This is a genomic window from Pedobacter terrestris, from assembly GCF_052343045.1.
GTDB lineage: Bacteria > Bacteroidota > Bacteroidia > Sphingobacteriales > Sphingobacteriaceae > Pedobacter.
In genome coordinates, this window is sequence record NZ_CP180264.1 from 4,456,468 (window position 1) to 4,473,573 (window position 17,106).

The 17,106-nt window shown below is 38.4% G+C and carries 16 protein-coding genes; 7 read left to right on the top strand and 9 right to left on the bottom strand.

The window, feature by feature from the left end:
* Positions 1–2 precede the first annotated feature (2 nt).
* The 5 genes from ACJVDH_RS19055 to ACJVDH_RS19075 all read left to right on the top strand — a co-directional run bounded on the left by ACJVDH_RS19055 (position 3) and on the right by ACJVDH_RS19075 (position 5,129).
* Positions 3–887 carry a hypothetical protein gene (locus tag ACJVDH_RS19055; protein WP_443944988.1) on the top strand — a complete coding sequence of 295 codons (885 nt, stop codon included), beginning with the start codon at positions 3–5 and terminating at the stop codon, positions 885–887.
* Positions 871–1,629, top strand: a complete 759-nt coding sequence (locus ACJVDH_RS19060; protein ID WP_443944989.1) for a DUF4129 domain-containing protein — start codon at positions 871–873, stop codon at positions 1,627–1,629. Before ACJVDH_RS19055 ends, ACJVDH_RS19060 begins: the two co-directional genes overlap by 17 nt.
* Entirely contained in the window at positions 1,626–2,801 is a 1,176-nt protein-coding gene (locus tag ACJVDH_RS19065) for a DUF4350 domain-containing protein (RefSeq protein ID WP_443944990.1), read from the top strand. Before ACJVDH_RS19060 ends, ACJVDH_RS19065 begins: the two co-directional genes overlap by 4 nt.
* A gap of 3 nt (positions 2,802–2,804) precedes the next feature.
* Positions 2,805–3,782 carry an AAA family ATPase gene (locus ACJVDH_RS19070; protein ID WP_443944991.1) on the top strand — a complete coding sequence of 326 codons (978 nt, stop codon included), beginning with the start codon at positions 2,805–2,807 and terminating at the stop codon, positions 3,780–3,782.
* A gap of 120 nt (positions 3,783–3,902) precedes the next feature.
* The gene (locus ACJVDH_RS19075; protein ID WP_443944992.1) at positions 3,903–5,129 is read left to right on the top strand and encodes a DUF58 domain-containing protein; all 1,227 of its coding nucleotides are present in this window, start codon (positions 3,903–3,905) and stop codon (positions 5,127–5,129) included.
* Positions 5,130–5,340: 211 nt separating this feature from the next.
* On the opposite strand, the gene ACJVDH_RS19080 is transcribed toward ACJVDH_RS19075, so the two are convergent.
* Both ACJVDH_RS19080 and ACJVDH_RS19085 read right to left on the bottom strand, forming a co-directional pair.
* Complete coding sequence (locus tag ACJVDH_RS19080) at positions 5,341–6,399, bottom strand: nucleoid-associated protein (RefSeq protein WP_443944993.1); 1,059 nt, start codon at positions 6,397–6,399, stop codon at positions 5,341–5,343.
* Between the two features lie 93 nt (positions 6,400–6,492).
* Positions 6,493–7,461, bottom strand: coding sequence for an App1 family protein (locus ACJVDH_RS19085; protein ID WP_443944994.1), 969 nt, complete (start codon positions 7,459–7,461; stop codon positions 6,493–6,495).
* Positions 7,462–7,528: 67 nt separating this feature from the next.
* Between ACJVDH_RS19085 and ACJVDH_RS19090 the strand changes: the two genes are divergently transcribed.
* Positions 7,529–8,383, top strand: coding sequence for a diacylglycerol/lipid kinase family protein (locus tag ACJVDH_RS19090; protein WP_443944995.1), 855 nt, complete (start codon positions 7,529–7,531; stop codon positions 8,381–8,383).
* Here ACJVDH_RS19090 and ACJVDH_RS19095 read toward each other — a convergent pair.
* From ACJVDH_RS19095 to amaB, 7 genes are all read right to left on the bottom strand, one after another.
* Positions 8,380–8,772, bottom strand: a complete 393-nt coding sequence (locus ACJVDH_RS19095; RefSeq protein WP_443944996.1) for a hypothetical protein — start codon at positions 8,770–8,772, stop codon at positions 8,380–8,382. The genes ACJVDH_RS19090 and ACJVDH_RS19095 overlap by 4 nt on opposite strands.
* Entirely contained in the window at positions 8,772–9,425 is a 654-nt protein-coding gene (locus ACJVDH_RS19100) for a TonB family protein (protein WP_443944997.1), read from the bottom strand. The genes ACJVDH_RS19095 and ACJVDH_RS19100 overlap by 1 nt, the downstream gene beginning before the upstream one ends.
* A 70-nt stretch (positions 9,426–9,495) precedes the next feature.
* On the bottom strand, positions 9,496–10,185 hold the full coding sequence (locus tag ACJVDH_RS19105; protein ID WP_443944998.1) for a peptidoglycan DD-metalloendopeptidase family protein: 690 nt from the start codon (positions 10,183–10,185) through the stop codon (positions 9,496–9,498).
* An 88-nt stretch (positions 10,186–10,273) separates the two neighbouring features.
* Positions 10,274–10,648 carry a 30S ribosome-binding factor RbfA gene (gene rbfA, locus ACJVDH_RS19110; protein ID WP_443944999.1) on the bottom strand — a complete coding sequence of 125 codons (375 nt, stop codon included), beginning with the start codon at positions 10,646–10,648 and terminating at the stop codon, positions 10,274–10,276.
* A 57-nt stretch (positions 10,649–10,705) separates the two neighbouring features.
* Positions 10,706–11,893, bottom strand: a complete 1,188-nt coding sequence (hflX, locus tag ACJVDH_RS19115) for a GTPase HflX (protein ID WP_443945000.1) — start codon at positions 11,891–11,893, stop codon at positions 10,706–10,708.
* 97 nt (positions 11,894–11,990) lie between these two features.
* The gene (locus ACJVDH_RS19120) at positions 11,991–12,665 is read right to left on the bottom strand and encodes a hypothetical protein (RefSeq protein WP_443945001.1); all 675 of its coding nucleotides are present in this window, start codon (positions 12,663–12,665) and stop codon (positions 11,991–11,993) included.
* A 158-nt stretch (positions 12,666–12,823) separates the two neighbouring features.
* Complete coding sequence (gene amaB / locus ACJVDH_RS19125; RefSeq protein WP_443945002.1) at positions 12,824–14,365, bottom strand: L-piperidine-6-carboxylate dehydrogenase; 1,542 nt, start codon at positions 14,363–14,365, stop codon at positions 12,824–12,826.
* A 113-nt stretch (positions 14,366–14,478) separates the two neighbouring features.
* Here amaB and ACJVDH_RS19130 point away from each other — a divergent pair, with 113 nt between their 5' ends.
* Positions 14,479–16,986, top strand: coding sequence for a M1 family aminopeptidase (locus ACJVDH_RS19130; protein WP_443945003.1), 2,508 nt, complete (start codon positions 14,479–14,481; stop codon positions 16,984–16,986).
* Positions 16,987–17,106 lie beyond the last annotated feature (120 nt).

Consider the following 17,106-nt stretch of genomic DNA (forward strand, 5'->3'; position numbering starts at 1 on the left):
CAATGGCGCAACCTGTAGAATTTAAAAAAACACGAGAATTTGGAGAGCTTATTGGCGATACCTTTCTGTTCTTAAAACAAAATATTAAACCGCTGGCGAAGGCATTACTTTACCTCTGCGGACTTTTTATCGTTGCCGGAATACTTACCAGTATCCTTTCACAAATGAACTTGCTGGATTACACTCGCAGCGATATGCGCTCTCCGGCGTATCCCAGAAATACCTGGGCAAAAATTGTAAGCTGGCAATATTTTCTTTCTATGGTTTTTGCTATGGCTTATGCCAATTCACTTTATGTAACCATTTTAAGCTACCTAACTTTGTATGTAGAAAAAGGAAATGTTGCGCCTTCGCTTCTTGAAGTTTGGGGATATTACAAGTATTACTTTTTCAGGCTTTTGGGAAGTAGCTTTCTACTGACCATTTTCTTCGTAATCTGTTTAGCCTGTTGTTTAGTTCCGGGAATCTATATTTTTCCAATGATAAGTATTTTCTATCCTGTTATGATTATGGAAAATGCAGGTTTCAGGTATACGTTTAACCGTTCATTTAAACTCATTAAAAATGAATGGTGGGCGTCTGCAGCGGTAATTCTAATCATCTGGATTATTGCTTATGCACTGGCATTGTTTATTCAAATCCCATCTTTTGCGATCATGATGATCAGCACACTTTCACATGCAGAAAGGCCTTTTAGCAATGCCTATATTATTTTGAATGCTATTGGCAGTTACCTGTCTTACATTTTTTTTTCTATACCGGTAATCACGTCTACTTTAATCTATTTCAACCTGGTAGAGAAAAAAGAAAACAGTGGTTTAATGGAAAGAATTGGAAATCTCGGATCTGATACCGGAGCGCAAGAAATCAATGCAGAAGAATATTAACAGGGGTATTTTAGTGCTATGTTTACTGTTTTGTACACTTACATATAAAGCTGTTGCTGCGCATACAAATACGGCTAAAAAATCAATCGTTCAGAAGGATAGCAGCCAGATCAAAATTCGGCAAATAGATTCTCTCGCCATAGAAAAATACAGTAAGCAAAGCGATTTCATGTACAAAGAAATTTCGCCGGAACAACAAAGTTTATGGCAAAAATTCTGGCGATGGATTTGGGATTTGATTAACCGGATTTTTTCAGGCAAATCTTCAGATAGCGGATTTGTGAAAATACTCTTCCTCATTTTAAAATATCTGATTATAGCCGCAACAATTGGTACAATCATTTTCATCATCTTAAAATTGTGGGGTGTAGATTTAAAAATACTGACCGGAAAATCCGAAAAAGTTGATGTTCCTTATCATGAAACACTGGAGAATATTCATGAAATTAACTTTGAAGATCAGCTAGATGCCGCTATCCAACAATCGAACTATCGCCTCGCTGTTCGTTTATTATACCTCAGAACATTAAAAAAATTAAGCGATCAGGAACTGATCAACTGGTTGCCGGATAAAACAAATAAAACCTATGTTAGTGAAATTCAAGATCCGCAAAAAAGTGCAGAATTTTCTATTTTAACCAATCAGTTTGAATACATCTGGTATGGAGAATTTCATATAGACAAATCCGGTTTTGAAAACCTACAAAAATCTTTTCACCATTTTAACCATAAAAAGGCATGAGCGGATTGAAAAGATATCTTATTGTAAGTGCCATTTTAATGCTGTTGTATCTTTTGGCTCAATTTTTTAAACCAAAAGAAACCAACTGGACGGCAACCTTATTAAGGGAAGATAAAATTCCATTTGGCACCTATATTCTGGATCGGCAAATAGCAGATATTTTCCCGGATGTTATTGTACAGAAAACAGAAAATCCGATTTACAATACACTTAAGGAGGCCAAACCAAAAGGAAAATCCAACTATCTGATCATTTGTTCAGACTTGAAAATAGACAAACTGGATTACAAGGCGCTTACAAACTTTATAAAAGAAGGAAACCATGTATTTATTGCGACATTTAACCTGCCGAAAGTTTTAACAGATTCACTCAAACTGCGTATTACTTCAGACTTTAACAATGCTAAAGATCTTCCTATACAATTTACAAACCCTGCATTTGCGCAAAAGAAAGGTTTTGTCTTTGATAAATCTATCGCCGAGCAATATTTTAACAAAATAGACACAGCTAAAGCTATTGTACTTGGAGAAAGAGCCGGAAAAGCTAATTTTTTACAATACAAATTTGGAAAAGGTGCCTTGTTTATCAGCCCAAATCCTTTACTTTTCACCAATTACAGCCTGCTAAAAGCCGATGGGCGAATGTATGTTTCTAAAGCGCTTTCTTATTTACCAGAAGCGAAATTTTTAATTTGGGACGAGCATTTTACGCGCCCGCAAATAGAAGATCAATCGCCATTACGTACTATTTTCAAATACAGTGAATTGAAATGGGCGTATTTACTTAGTCTTTTTGGATTACTTGCTTTTGTACTTTTTGAAATTAAACGCCGGCAAAGAATTATACCAGTTGTTGTGGCGCCCACAAATACGTCTGTAGAATTTGTTGAAGTAGTTGGCCGTGTTTACTATCAGCAACGCAACAATACAGACATTGCCCTAAAAAAAATCAGTTATCTGCTGGAATACATTAGAAGTAAATACCGCATCAAAACGCTTGAGTTAAACGAAGAATTTAAGACTTCACTAACCGGCCGTTCTGGTGCACAAGAAAAAACAGTAGCATTTTTATGTACAACAATTAACCGTATAAAAGCTACCAAAGAGATAAAAGATTCAGACTTGATTGAACTGAATAAAATTATAGAAAAATTTTACAAAGAAGACCAATAAGATATGGAACAGGAAATGTTTAACCAACGTACAGATTTGAGCGAGCTGAATGCCGCCGTGATGCAGATCAGGCAAACTTTGGCTAAGATAGTTGTTGGACAAAAAGAAACTGTAGATTTATTGATTGCAGGTTTACTTGCAGACGGACATTTACTGCTGGAAGGTGTGCCCGGAGTTGCCAAAACATTGAGCGCCAAATTATTGGCAAAATGCATTTCGGCCAGTTTCTCCCGCATTCAGTTTACACCAGATTTAATGCCTTCTGATGTAATTGGAACAGCGGTTTTTAGTCCGAAAACAGGAGAATTTCAGTTCAGGCACGGGCCAGTTTTTGGCAATCTGATCTTGGTTGATGAAATTAACCGCGCACCTGCAAAAACACAATCTGCACTTTTTGAGGCAATGGAAGAACGCCAGATTACTGTTGATGGAACAACATATCATTTAGATGAACCATTTATGGTACTTGCTACTCAAAACCCGATCGAACAGGAAGGAACTTATCGGTTGCCTGAAGCTCAATTAGACCGTTTCTTATTCAAAATTGAAGTGAAATACCCAAGTTTGGAAGAGGAAATTGAGATTTTGGTGAATCAACATCAGCAAAAAACAGAGCATCAGCTTCAAGAAATTACGCCAGTGTTGAACATAGAACAAATTAAATCGTTGCGCGCTACTATAAAATCGCTCTTTGTAGAGCCGAAACTACTTGCATATGCGGCACAAATAGTGCACGAAACCCGAAGCAATAAATCCCTGTTTCTGGGCGCTTCGCCGCGGGCGTCACTTGCCATTGTGAACAGCGCCAAAGCTGTTGCAGCAATGGAAGGACGAGATTTTGTAACACCAGATGATATTAAAAAAGTTGCCATTCCGGTACTTGCGCACCGTGTAATGTTAAGTCCGGAGAAAGAAATGGAAGGTTTAACACCTGCAGATGTAATCAGCCAGATGATTAAAAAAATTGAGGTACCCAGGTAGATGAAGAGCTTTTTCAGAAAATATTATACAGATCTTTTTTTAAACCGGCGTTTATTTCTTGCGCTGGGTTTCTGTGTGGTATTATTTGTGTTTTCTTTTTTCCTTCCGTTAATCGGCAATATGCCTTATTTCATTTTTACGGCTTTAATTGCGCTGATACTGATTGACCTTATTTTGCTTTTTAGAACCAAAAAAGGCGTTTTCTTACATCGGGAAATCCCGGAACGGTTAAGCAATGGCGATGAAAATGAAATCAACATTTATCTCGAAAGTTTCTATCCTTTTGAAGTGAAAATTGGTTTGATTGATGAAATCCCTTTTCAGTTTCAAAAACGAGATTTATGGTTTGATGCGCGTTTAGAGCCACACACGCAAAAAGTAATTGCGTATTATTTGCGGCCAACCAAGCGTGGTGAATATGAATTTGGGCAAAGCCGTTTGTATGTCCAAAGTCCGTTGGGTTTATTAAGCAGGCGCTACAATATTGGTACGTATAAAACGGTTCCGGTTTATCCGTCATTTTTAAAAATGCGGCAGTATGAATTGATGGCCATATCTAACCGACTTACAGATTTTGGTATTAAAAAAATACGCAGAATTGGCCACAGCATGGAATTTGACCAGGTAAAGAATTATGTTCCAGGTGATGATTACCGAACTGTAAACTGGAAGGCAACGGCCAGAAGAGGCGATTTAATGGTCAATTCTTATACGGATGAAAAAGCGCAACATGTTTATTGTGTAATAGATAAATCGCGCACAATGAAAATGCCTTTTGATGGATTGAGCTTGCTGGATTATGCCATAAACGCAAGTTTAATTTTAAGCAGCGTAGCTTTGGTTAAAGAAGATCGTGCTGGTTTAATTACCATTGCAGAAAAAGTTGGAAGCATTGTGCCTGCAGATCGCAAAGCAACACAACTGAATAAAATTATGGAAGTATTGTACAAAGAAAAAACGCGTTACCTGGAAACAGATATGGAAGCTTTGTACATTGCCGTCAGATCTACTTTGAAGCAAAGAAGTTTGGTGGTTTTTTTCACAAATTTTGAAACCATGTCTGCATTAGAAAGACAGTTACCTTATCTAAAACGCATAGCTAAATTTCATCTGTTATTAATCGTGTTTTTTGAAAATACGACCTTAAAAACAATAAGTGAAACACCAGCTGTAGATGTTGAAGGTATTTACATCAAAACCATTGCAGAAAAATTTGCTTTCGAGAAAAAACTGATTGTAAAAGAACTGGCTAAACATGGGATACTCAGCGTATTGTCTACACCAGAAAATCTCACCGTGAATGTGGTTAATCAATATCTGGCATTGAAAGCGCAGCAAAAAATATAAAGCGACTTTTTCAAGTAATCACCATATAAAAGATATAAGAACATTGAGCCGGTTATACGTTCGATTATCAGAATTATAAAATAGAAACCGTTTTTTACAGCCCGAAACTTATTTGTTCTTTAATGTCTTATATGGTTAATTCTGTACACTTGTTTATTTCGGCAAGGCCAACATTGTCATGTTTACCTTGCCGAATTAAATAACACCTTCCTTATTCTTCTTCTCTGAAATAGACCTTATAAAAGTTCATCGATTTATCATCGTCATAACCTTTTTCAATCAGCTCTTTATTGCCGTGTATATAAATGTGAAAATTCTTATCCAGCTTTAAAACGCTTTTATACACACGCGCCTGTTTTTTAACAGCGGCTTCTGCAATTTCAAAAGTATCGGCTATTGGCGTTTCAAATTCCTGTTCGTAATTCTTTTTAAAATTTTTAAATGATTCTATTCCTTCATTGTTTCCGATAACTTCCTGACTAAATTCATCAATATCAAAGGTTTCTTTTTCTTTGAAATATTTCATTGAACGGTTAAGCAAATCTATTTTATCTGCTTTACTGATTTCAAATTCATCATCCAGTTTCTGGGTTACGAAATTTTTGTAAACGCCCAAAACATTGTTGGTTTGGTTGTATGCATCATTCCTGATTTTCAGTTTCAGAAACTCATCTTTCCAGTAAACGGCGGCCTCATTACTGCTTTTTGCCTGATCCAACACGACAACTTTATAGCCTTCTTCAGCATCCGTATTGAAAATCAAACAGCCCTTATCTAATTTATTAATGCTGATGGCTTCTTGCTCATAACTCATATTAAAGCCGTCCTGTTCAGGATATACTTTAAGGTAAGTGTCCTTTGTTTCAGATTTAAAAATCCCGATTACATCCAAAAGCTCTCCTTCAATCTGCACTTTCTCAAAATACGCCACGTACAATTCACCTGCTTTAATCTTCGGATGGTTGGCCACATCATATAAATATTTAGCCAACTGCTCAGAGTTTTCGTGAAACAACTTATTGTTTTCAAAAATTTCTTGTGCAAAATGGTACACTTCATTCAGTTTTAAATTATCACTGGAATGGTAAAAACGATATACTTCATTTACTTTTTCGAAAGGTTTTAAAAAATACTGCATCAGAAGATTGCCCAGCAATTCATCATCAATATTTAATGGTGCATCACTCAGTTTATAATATTCTTCCAGTACTTTATTTCCGGTGTGGTGAATGGAAAGTTGCTTTAAAGAAGCTTCGAAAAAAGTTGTCATAGCGGCAAAAGTAGTAAAACCTGCGCAAAATATGTTTCAAAAACAGGGGCAAGGCATACTAAATTTTAACGCAAAAAGCCAGACTTATATCTGCTATTTTTTGGCGATCAAACCAATTTGCATAGAATGTTTAAGCGCATCAGTACTGTTTTCAAATAAACATGTATGGATACCAAGCTCCTCTATCGCATGTAGAATTTGCTGGGTTTGGCTTGTGTTTTTCTTACGGATGTTCCGGATATAAATGGCTTCTATATTTTGCGGATATTTTTCGGCAATAGCCGAGTAAATCATCGGATCTTGCTGAGAGTTATCGCCAAAAAATATAAACCGCTGATTGGGAAAAGCATCTAAAATTCGCATTACACGAAGTAATTTCCCTTCGTGTCCGGTTTTGCCGGTTTTTATTAGATCACTCCAGTGTTTAAGGGTATTGAGCAGAAAAGCACCATTTGGCAACTTATTAAAATGAAAGGTTTCTACAAGGTAATCGTATAAGTTCCATTCGCTGCTACTTACATAGAAAAATGGATTTGGTTGTTCTGCCGATGTATGTGCTGTGGCCAATTGCTGGTAGTGATTTGCTGCATCGGGAAAAGTTTTCCGCGTATGCGGGTTTTTGATAAATAACTCGCGCAAGCGGCGTGCAATGGTTGCCGAGTGCGAAACCATAACCGTATCGTCTACATCAGAAATGAATGCATATTGTGTAATGTGAGGTACATACACTTTACCTTCTGCAGATGCAATAGTATTGCCATCGGGGTCAACCGCATCAACTTTAACATAATGCCAGCCGGCCGGAACATCCTGCTCTGCAGCCCATTCAAATTTAAAAAAACCATCGTCTTCGGTTTTATTGTAAATAGTTTGATCAAAAAACTGCAAACGAACATCAACAAAGGAAAATGGTTTTACGATAAAAAGTTTAATCAGACGGAGAATATTTACGAAGATATTATTGCTGTAGGTCTGCGTTGTTTTCGCTCGATATTTGAAGACGTGCCCGTAAACTACCAGATTTTGTTTATGGCCATAACCATTATAAATTTTTACGCTCATTTTATCCATTAAATGCAAAACACTGTAGAGAAAGAGTTGTTTGTGTAAATAAAATTGCCCGCCTGAAATGAAACTACTATTTATTGTAAACCCTGGTTCCGGAAACCACGATCTGGATCTGAATACCCTGATTGTATCTTTTCTTAAAGACAAAAATGCAGATTATGAAATTTATGAATTGCCGAAAGATTGCCATTTAGAGGAAATTAAAAGTAAAATTTCTGAGGTTAAACCAGATCGGGTTATTGCTGCCGGAGGTGATGGAACATTGAAACTGGTAGCAGAATGTACATTAAATACAGATTTGCCAATCGGCATTTTGCCTGCAGGTTCTGCAAATGGGATGGCAAAAGAACTCGGAATCCCGACGGACATTGATGCCGCACTTGAAGTTGTGCTTAGTGGCACGCCGAAAAAAATACACGCGATAAAACTAAATAACGAGCTCTGCATTCATTTATCCGATTTGGGTTTTAATGCTTTCCTGGTGAAAAAATTTGATTCATTACCAGAACGTGGAATGTTGGCTTATGCAAAAGCAACCTGGCACGCATTATGGAACCACAAAAAAATGCAGGTAGAATTAAATATTGAAGGAAAAAAAGTAAACTCTGCTGCTGCAATGGTGGCCATTGCCAATGCAACCATGTACGGAACAGGTTTAAAGATTAATCCGGATGGCAAACTGAACGACGACTTGTTTGAAATTGTTCTTGTAAAAGATTATTCTTATCTGGAAATTCTGAAAATCTGGTTCACAAAACTACCTTTTAACCCGAAAAAAATTGAGGTTTTTCAAACCAAGAGGGTTTCCATAAAATCTAAACATAAAGCACACTTTCAGGTGGATGGCGAATATATTGGCAAAATAAATACGGTAGAAGCATCAATCTTAACAGATGCCATTACCATAATAACTTAAGGCCAAATTTGGCGGTGTGTTTTTATGCTAAAATACAGACGGAAAAATTCTGCAACAAAACAAAGTCGAAACAACAGATTGAACCAATTGTCGCCGAGGTGAAGCAATTCTGGAATGTACGTGATAAACCCGAAAGAGAAGATCCAGACCACCAATCGAAAAGGAAATTGAATGTAATACGTAATGAAGCCAAATTTCTTGAGCGTGAATAAGCCTGTTGCAGAAACAAACAAAGACAGAAACAAGGGAAGAAGTAAAATAACTTTAGCTTGCGAAAGTACCTGATGTGGAATTTCATTTAAGTGTGTGATGATGTTCCAGAATTGCGAAGACAATAAGACTACGCTGAGCACATCCAGCAGGGCAAAAATTTTAATCCAGTTTCGCATTATTTACAGTATTTAGCCAGGTATTCATCGGCAAGTGTACTGCCTGTATTTTTCACAAAATTAAAATCGGTGCATGCGCCTTCCTTATCGCCCTGTTTAATTTTTTTTAATCCATTCTGAACGCGTTCTGATAAATATTCATCATCAATCCCCAGCTGATTTTTAAGGGCAATAATTTGTGCTTCCTGGCCAGGTTTAGCGTGGTCTATATGTTGGTAGAAATTTAAAACGGTATTGGTTAATCTTTCATCTGCCTGATAAGCCTGTATAGAAGCCTGAATATCTTTAGGATTTTTAGTTTCGCAATTGTAACCAGACAATACAAAATTTACGGGCACAATTATATAAATTGTACTATCATAACCTGCCGGAATTTGCCATTTTCCGCTACTTAACCGAACCAATCTTAGCGCTTCTTCGTCTAATTCTGTAATAATGCCTTTGGTAATTTTAGATGCATAAACCTGTCCGTTATTATCCAGTTTAAAGCGCACATTAACCAAACCCTGAATGCAATTTTGTTTAGAGAACTGCGGATAAATGGTGTTTTCGCGCAGAAAATTTGCAAAACCATCTTTCCCGCTTTTAAACTGCAACTGTGCAGAAGCGCGGGTACAGAATAAAATTAAACAGAAAACGATTACATTTTTCATTGGTGTAATTTACGTAAAATCCTTATAAAGCGATTGTCTAATCTACAAATGCTATTGCATTAAACCTTGTTTAAAAGCCGAAGGTTTGTTGAAGGATTAGATTTGGATCTGGGCAATTTGCGAGATAACGCGCTCGCTCACTAAAACGGCATACACCTGGATAATCACCGGCTTTACCTTCCATATCGAGTATCAATTGGAAATGTAAATGTGGCGGCCAGCTGCCATTTTCGTCTGGATTGCCAAGACGTGTAAATTCCTCTCCCGCAGCAATAACTTTCCCTTGAAACAACCCATCAAGCGAAGCGAAACTCAGGTGGCCGTAAAGCGCGTAAAATATAAAACCGCTAAAATCATATTGCAAAATAATGGTTGCACCATAATCGCCGAAGTGATCGTTATTGGCGAAACTGTGCACTACCGCTTCGTGAAAATTATAGATTGGCGTTGCTGCCGGTGCCCAAATATCTACACCCAAATGTAACCTGCGAGGTTCTTCTGCTGATGAAAAATGCGCACTGCGCGAATAAATGGTGCGGTGCTCATCGTATCCGCCAATGCCGTAACGGGCACGGTTTAGCGTTAGTTTTTGATTCACCCATTTAGAAAAAAGGTATGTGTCGTTTAAAATCTCATCGCTAAGCTCGGTGTTAGCGACGGTAAAATCCAATTGGAATACCCGATCAATTGAGGCATCAAAATTTACAACCTGCTTTATTTCAGACTTTTTTGATTTTACCAGCTGCTTAAAATCTTCCATCAACAGAAACTATTTCTTAGTAAGTGCTAATACAAAAGCTCCGCATACAGAATATGGCGGAGCTTTATAAATTCTTTTGAAAAATTAATTATTCACTTTCATCCGTCTCTTTACGTTCTTTGGCAATTTTGTCAAATAGGTGATCCATACGTTCTACATATTCATTGGTATCGTCAACAAAAAATGTCAATTCAGGAACCACACGTACCTGATGTCTAATTCTTGCGCCCAGTTTATAACGGATTTCGCCAGAATGTGCATTGACTGTATTGATGGATAATGTTGTATTGTTGGTGTTAAAAAAACTCAGGTATACTTTTGCAACGGCCAGATCTGGCGATACCCTTACGCGGGTAATGGTTACCAATGTATTCGGCAAATATACAGCACCTTCTCTTTGAAAAATCTGTGCCAATTCCTCTTGTATTACTCCGGCAAATTTCTGCTGACGTTTACTTTCCATGTTAATTAAGTTTAGCAATGTTTTATCCATTGCGTGGTGGCCAAACTTGGCGGTAATCTAATATAATAAATTATCGTAAGGGTACCTTGCTGTGTGTACAGCTTTTACCTTATCATACAATAACGTTTTGAACTCTTCGATATTTTCTTTCTCTGTAGCCGATACAAACAATACCGGAACTTTATCGTGGCTCATCCAACTGCGTTTAAATTCATCCAGCGTAAGTTTTCCATCGTCGTCTTCATCATCCGTTTCTGGCGATACATAGGCATCAATTTTATTGAAAACCAGAATCATATCTTTATCTATTGCGCCAATATCTTTAAGTGTTTCATTTACGGTATGAATCTGATCTTCAAAATTTGGATGCGAAACATCTACAACGTGTACCAGAATATCTGCTTCACGGACTTCATCAAGCGTAGATTTAAAACATTCTACCAGATGATGCGGCAGCTTGCGGATAAAACCGACAGTATCTGAAAGTAAAAAGGGTAAGTTTTCGATCACCACTTTACGTACTGTTGTATCTAAAGTTGCAAAGAGTTTATTTTCAGCAAATACCTCAGATTTTGCAAGCATATTCATAATAGTTGATTTGCCTACGTTGGTATACCCCACCAATGCAACACGAATAAGCTGACCGCGGTTTTTGCGTTGCGTTTCATTCTGTTTGTCAATTTGCCTCAAGCGCTCTTTAAAAAGCGTTATTTTAGACAAGATAATACGTCTATCCGTTTCGATCTGACTTTCCCCCGGACCACGCATCCCGATACCACCTTTCTGGCGTTCTAAGTGGGTCCACAAACGTGTTAACCGTGGCAAAAGATATTGAAGCTGTGCCAGCTCTACTTGTGTTTTTGCTTGTGCAGTTTGTGCCCTTCCGGCAAATATGTCGAGGATTAGATTACTTCTATCTAAGATTTTAACGCCCATTTCGCGTTCAATGTTTCGAAGCTGTGAAGGAGATAATTCATCGTCAAAAACAACAAGATCAATTTCCTCTGCTTTTACATATGCCTGAATGTCTTCCAGTTTTCCTGTACCAACAAAAGTTGCACGGTCTGGCTTCGTCATTTTTTGCGTAAAGTATTTCTCTACTTTCCCTCCGGCCGTATCCACCAAAAAGGCAAGCTCTTCCAGATATTCCCTGGCTTGTTCTTCAGAAGTTCCGGGTGTAATTACACCTACTAAAACCGCCCTTTCTTGTTTTACAGCGGTATCATAAAATTTCTTTTTTCCCATGTATTTCCACAAATATACGAAATTTGCCTGCCCTTAAATCTTTTGCCTTGCAAAGTGCCTACCTAAATAATTGAGCAGCTGAAAAAAACAAGACTATTTAGCGCTGCCGCGCGATAACCTTTCTGGCATTTACCAGATAGATATAATTGAGCATACAAAATGATGCCACAGCACCAAATGTATGCCATAGAAAATGTGTTCCAATCGCCAATATGCTCCAATGGTCTGCAATGCGGAAAGTGAGAGCAAATACGAATGCAATAAGCGCAAAACCTACCCATTTCCCATTTTTCCAATCGGTTTTAATCATGTAACCAAAAACGGGGAACAATACCAACGCAGCCATAAACGCATAATTGATGTTGATAAAAATCTGGAAATCGCCACCCTGAAATTGCCGCCGAAGAAAAAACTGAAAAGCGGCGTAAATCAATACAATGGCTAATGCCCAATACCATCGGGTAATTTTGGATAAGAAATAAACTCCTGCCGAAAGGCATAACAACATAATTGGAATCCAATCCATCATGATGAATATTGGCCAGCGCCTTAAACCATGATAGGTTGTTCCACCAATCCCTCCAATATATAGCAAAATAAGTGCGAGTGTCAGAAATTTATGATGCGTAAAGTTGCCCCAAAGTTTAAACGTCCAATATACCGCAATAAGCAGAAAAAAACCGCTGGTAATGGTGTTAAATGGCTCCGGAAATAGCTGGGCAAGATTGGTTTCGGTGTACAAGGTTCCACCATCTGGAGGGTTCTGTATCATAAGTTTGCTTTTACTCTTAAAAAACGAAAATCGCTATTGAAAGTTTGTATCGTTTATGCTAAAAACCCAGAATAGATTTCTCCACCTGAAATCGGCATTCAATGAATCTGCTAAAAAAATTTCCCCGCCTGAAATGGCGTTCGAAATCAAGGATTAGTCTAAATATCAAATTTAATCCCTTGTGCCAGCGGTAAGGTTGTAGAGTAATTAATGGTATTGGTTTGCCTGCGCATATATGCCCGCCACGCGTCAGAACCACTTTCTCTGCCACCTCCTGTTTCTTTTTCTCCACCAAAAGCGCCACCAATTTCTGCTCCTGAGGTACCAATATTCACGTTGGCAATTCCGCAATCAGATCCATTTGCCGAAAGGAAAAGTTCTGCTTCGCGCAAATTCTGCGTCATTATAGCAGACGACAATCCCTGAGGCACGGCGTTTTGCAAAGCAATCGCTTCATCAATAGTTTTATATTTAATCAGATATAAAATGGGTGCAAAAGTCTCGTGCTGTACAATCTGAAAATCGTTCCTCACTTCAGCAATGCAAGGTTGAACGTAGCAGCCACTCTGGTAATGTTCGCCCTGCAATACACCACCTTCAACAATAAAATTTCCACCTTCTTTTTTACATTGCCCAATAGCGGTTAAATACGAAGCAACAGCATCTTTATCAATTAATGGCCCAACATGATTTTGCTGATCCAACGGATCGCCAATTTTCAGTTGTTTATAGGCTTTTTCGAGTTTTGACGTGAACGCATCATATACACTTTCATGAATAATTAACCTTCTGGTTGATGTACATCTTTGTCCGGCTGTACCAACAGCGCCAAAAACAGCACCAATCAGACTCATATCCAAATCTGCATTTTCAGAAATTATAATGGCATTATTTCCGCCCAGTTCAAGCAAGCTTTTGCCCAAACGCGAGGCTACAGCTGTGGCAACAGCTTTCCCCATTCTGGTAGATCCGGTAGCCGAAATTAAAGCCACACGCACATCATTACTCATTACTTCTCCGAGAGAAGATTTTCCTAAAACCAAATTACATACGCCTTCGGGTACATCATTCGCGATGAATACACTAGAGAGAATATGCTGACAGGCAATTGCCGCCAGGGGTGTTTTTTCTGATGGTTTCCAGATACAAACATTTCCGCAAACCAGTGCAAGTGCTGCATTCCAGCTCCAAACCGCAACCGGAAAATTAAATGCAGAAATAATCCCAACAATACCTAAAGGATGCCATTGTTCATACATTCTATGGTTTGGCCGCTCGCTGTGCATGGTTAAACCATACAATTGCCGCGACAGGCCAACTGCAAAATCACATATATCAATCATTTCCTGAACTTCGCCCAAACCTTCCTGTAAACTTTTCCCCATTTCATAAGAAACCAGTGTGCCGAGATTCTGTTTATTGTGGCGCAACGCATCGCCAAACTGGCGGACAATTTCTCCGCGTTTTGGAGCAGGAATGTTTCGCCACAAAGCAGCTGCAGATTGTGCTTTTAAAACCACTTCATCATAATCTGCGGCATTGGCCAGTTTTGCCTTGGCAATCAAATCTCCGTCAACGGGAGAAAAACTATCCAGCGTACCGGTATTGTCTTTACCGCCCCAAATGCTTCCGGTACTAAATGCAGGATTGTTCTGAACAATGCCAAGCGCAGTCAAAACGGATTGAATATCTGTTCTCATATATGTAACGATTTACACAAAAAAACAAAAAATAAAACAAAGGCTGTTACATTTGAAGCTTGAGTTGGACTTAAATCTATCTTTAAAACATGAATCTTCACACAAAAATAAATATGAACACAAAACTAATCGTTTACAGTGCGCTAATCGGTTCGGTACTTTGGGCCAGTCCAGGTTTCGCACAGAATCAAACTGCAGAAAATAACAATAAATTAGCGATTTACCGAACAACAGCAACAAAAATTAACGATCTGGTGCACACCAAACTGGATGTCTCTTTCGACTACGCAAAGCGATATTTGTATGGCAAAGAATGGCTTACGGTAAAACCGCATTTTTATCCAACAGATTCACTTACGCTAGATGCGCAGGGAATGGATATCAAATCTGTTGCACTGCTTGGAACCAAAGGCAACCAGCCTTTAAAACATGTTTACCAGAACAACAAACTGTACATCACGCTGGATAAAATGTATAAAAACACAGAGAAGTATACGGTTGTAATTGAATATACGGCAAAGCCGGATGAACTGAAAGTGCAGGGCAGCGCGGCCATTACCGATGCGAAAGGACTATATTTTATTAATCCCGATGGTACGGATAAAGACAAACCAACACAAATTTGGACGCAAGGCGAAACAGAATCTTCATCGGCCTGGTTCCCAACAATAGATAAACCTGATCAGAAAACAACACAGGAAATTTCCATCACCGTAAAATCTAAATACGCAACCTTATCCAACGGAAAATTAATTAGCCAGAAAACCAATACAAATGGGACCAGAACAGATATCTGGAAAATGGATTTGCCACACTCGCCGTATCTATTTATGATGGCTGTAGGCGATTTTAAAATTACTAAAGATGCGTATAAAGATAAAGAGGTGAGTTACTATCTCGAACCAAAATATGCACCTTTCGCAAAGCAGATTTTCGGCAAAACCCCGGCAATGATCAAGTTTTACAGTGATTTGCTTGGCGTGGATTATCCGTGGAATAAATATGCGCAGGTTGTTGCCCGCGATTATGTTTCTGGCGCCATGGAAAATACAACTGCTACTTTACACGGCGAACAAGTACAAAAAACCGATCGCGAATTGCTGGATGGAAACGAAGAAGGAACGATTGCTCACGAACTCTTCCATCAATGGTTTGGAGATTATGTAACGGCAGAATCCTGGAGCAACTTAACCATGAACGAATCTTTTGCCACTTTCGGTGAGATTATCTGGCATGGAAAAGATGCCGGCAAAGATGCCGAAGATAAATCGCGTTACGATAAACTTCAGTCTTACCTGGGTTCTACCAAAAATGGTGAAAGTCCTGTTTTAGCGCGTTTTCATTATAATGATAAAGAAGATATGTTTGATAACGTGAGTTATGCAAAGGGATCAATTATTTTATACGCGTTAAAAAACCAAATGGGTGATGCGGCTTTCTATAAATCTCTTAATAAATACCTCACCAGCAACGCTTTTAAAAACGGAGAAACACATCAGCTTCGCCTGGCGATGGAAGACGTAACCGGAAAAGACTGGAGCCCATATTTTAATCAGTGGTATTATGCTGGCGGCCATCCAATACTGAGTATTGATTATGGTTATGAAAATGGAAAAGCGAGCATAAAAGTTAAACAAACTCAGGATGCTTCTGTGCAGACATTTACCTTGCCAATAAATGTTGATATCTATGCTGGCGGAAAAAAAATCCGCAAAGAAATCGTTATTGATAGTCGTGAACAAACATTCACTTTCGATGTGGCACAAAAACCTGAGCTGATTGATTTTGATGCAGACAAAATTTTGGTTGGAGAACTTAATGACAATAAAACAGCTGAGAATTATTATTTCCAATACAAAAATGCTGCGAGCTATGCCAACAGAATTGAAGCCATTCAGTTTATTATGCAAAGCAAAGCTGCCGCCGGACAACGGATATTATTGGCTGCTTTAAAAGATGCATCGGCAGATATCCGCGCTTTGAGTATTGACGGTTTGAATTTGACTGATACACAAATCAAATCTGCTGCGCTTCCAGTTTTGCTTCAGATTGCCAAAACAGATAAGGATACCGAAGTACGCGCAACAGCAATTGCGAAACTTGCAGAAACTGCCGATCCAGCGTATAAAACTATTTTTACAGAGGGTTTAAAAGACCGTTCGTATAAAGTAATTGGCGCTTCTATTGCTGCCTTAGCGAAATCTTCTCCTCAGGAAGCATTTTCTGCATTGGCAGCAATGGATCAAGACACGAAAGACCATATTTCAGAAGCTGTAGCTGTTTTATACATTGAAGATCCGAAGGATGAATACCAAGTTTTTTATGAAGATATTATGGTGAAAGGAAGTCGTCAGAGCGTATTTTCAGTGATTGGTCAGTATTTCCAGTATCTTCGGGCGAACAGCAATCCGGAGGTCACCGAAAAAGGCGTGAAAAGTATAAAATCTGCGATAGATCGTTTGAAACTTCAAAATTACCTGAATAGTCAACTTTCTGCTGCTTACACCGCTACAGCACAAGGAAAAGCGCAGCAAGCTGCTTCAGCCAATGGCGAAAGCAGAACAAAGCTGCAGAAACAGGCAGATGTATTTAAAAAAGCTGCTGCCGATCTTTCCAATTAAAATCAGAATACTTGATATTATCAGGCTTCACATTTATTTGTGAGGCCTTTTTTTACGGCATAATTTTCCAAGAAAAAATGCCCCGTAAAATGAATTACGAGGCATTAATAAACAAAAAAA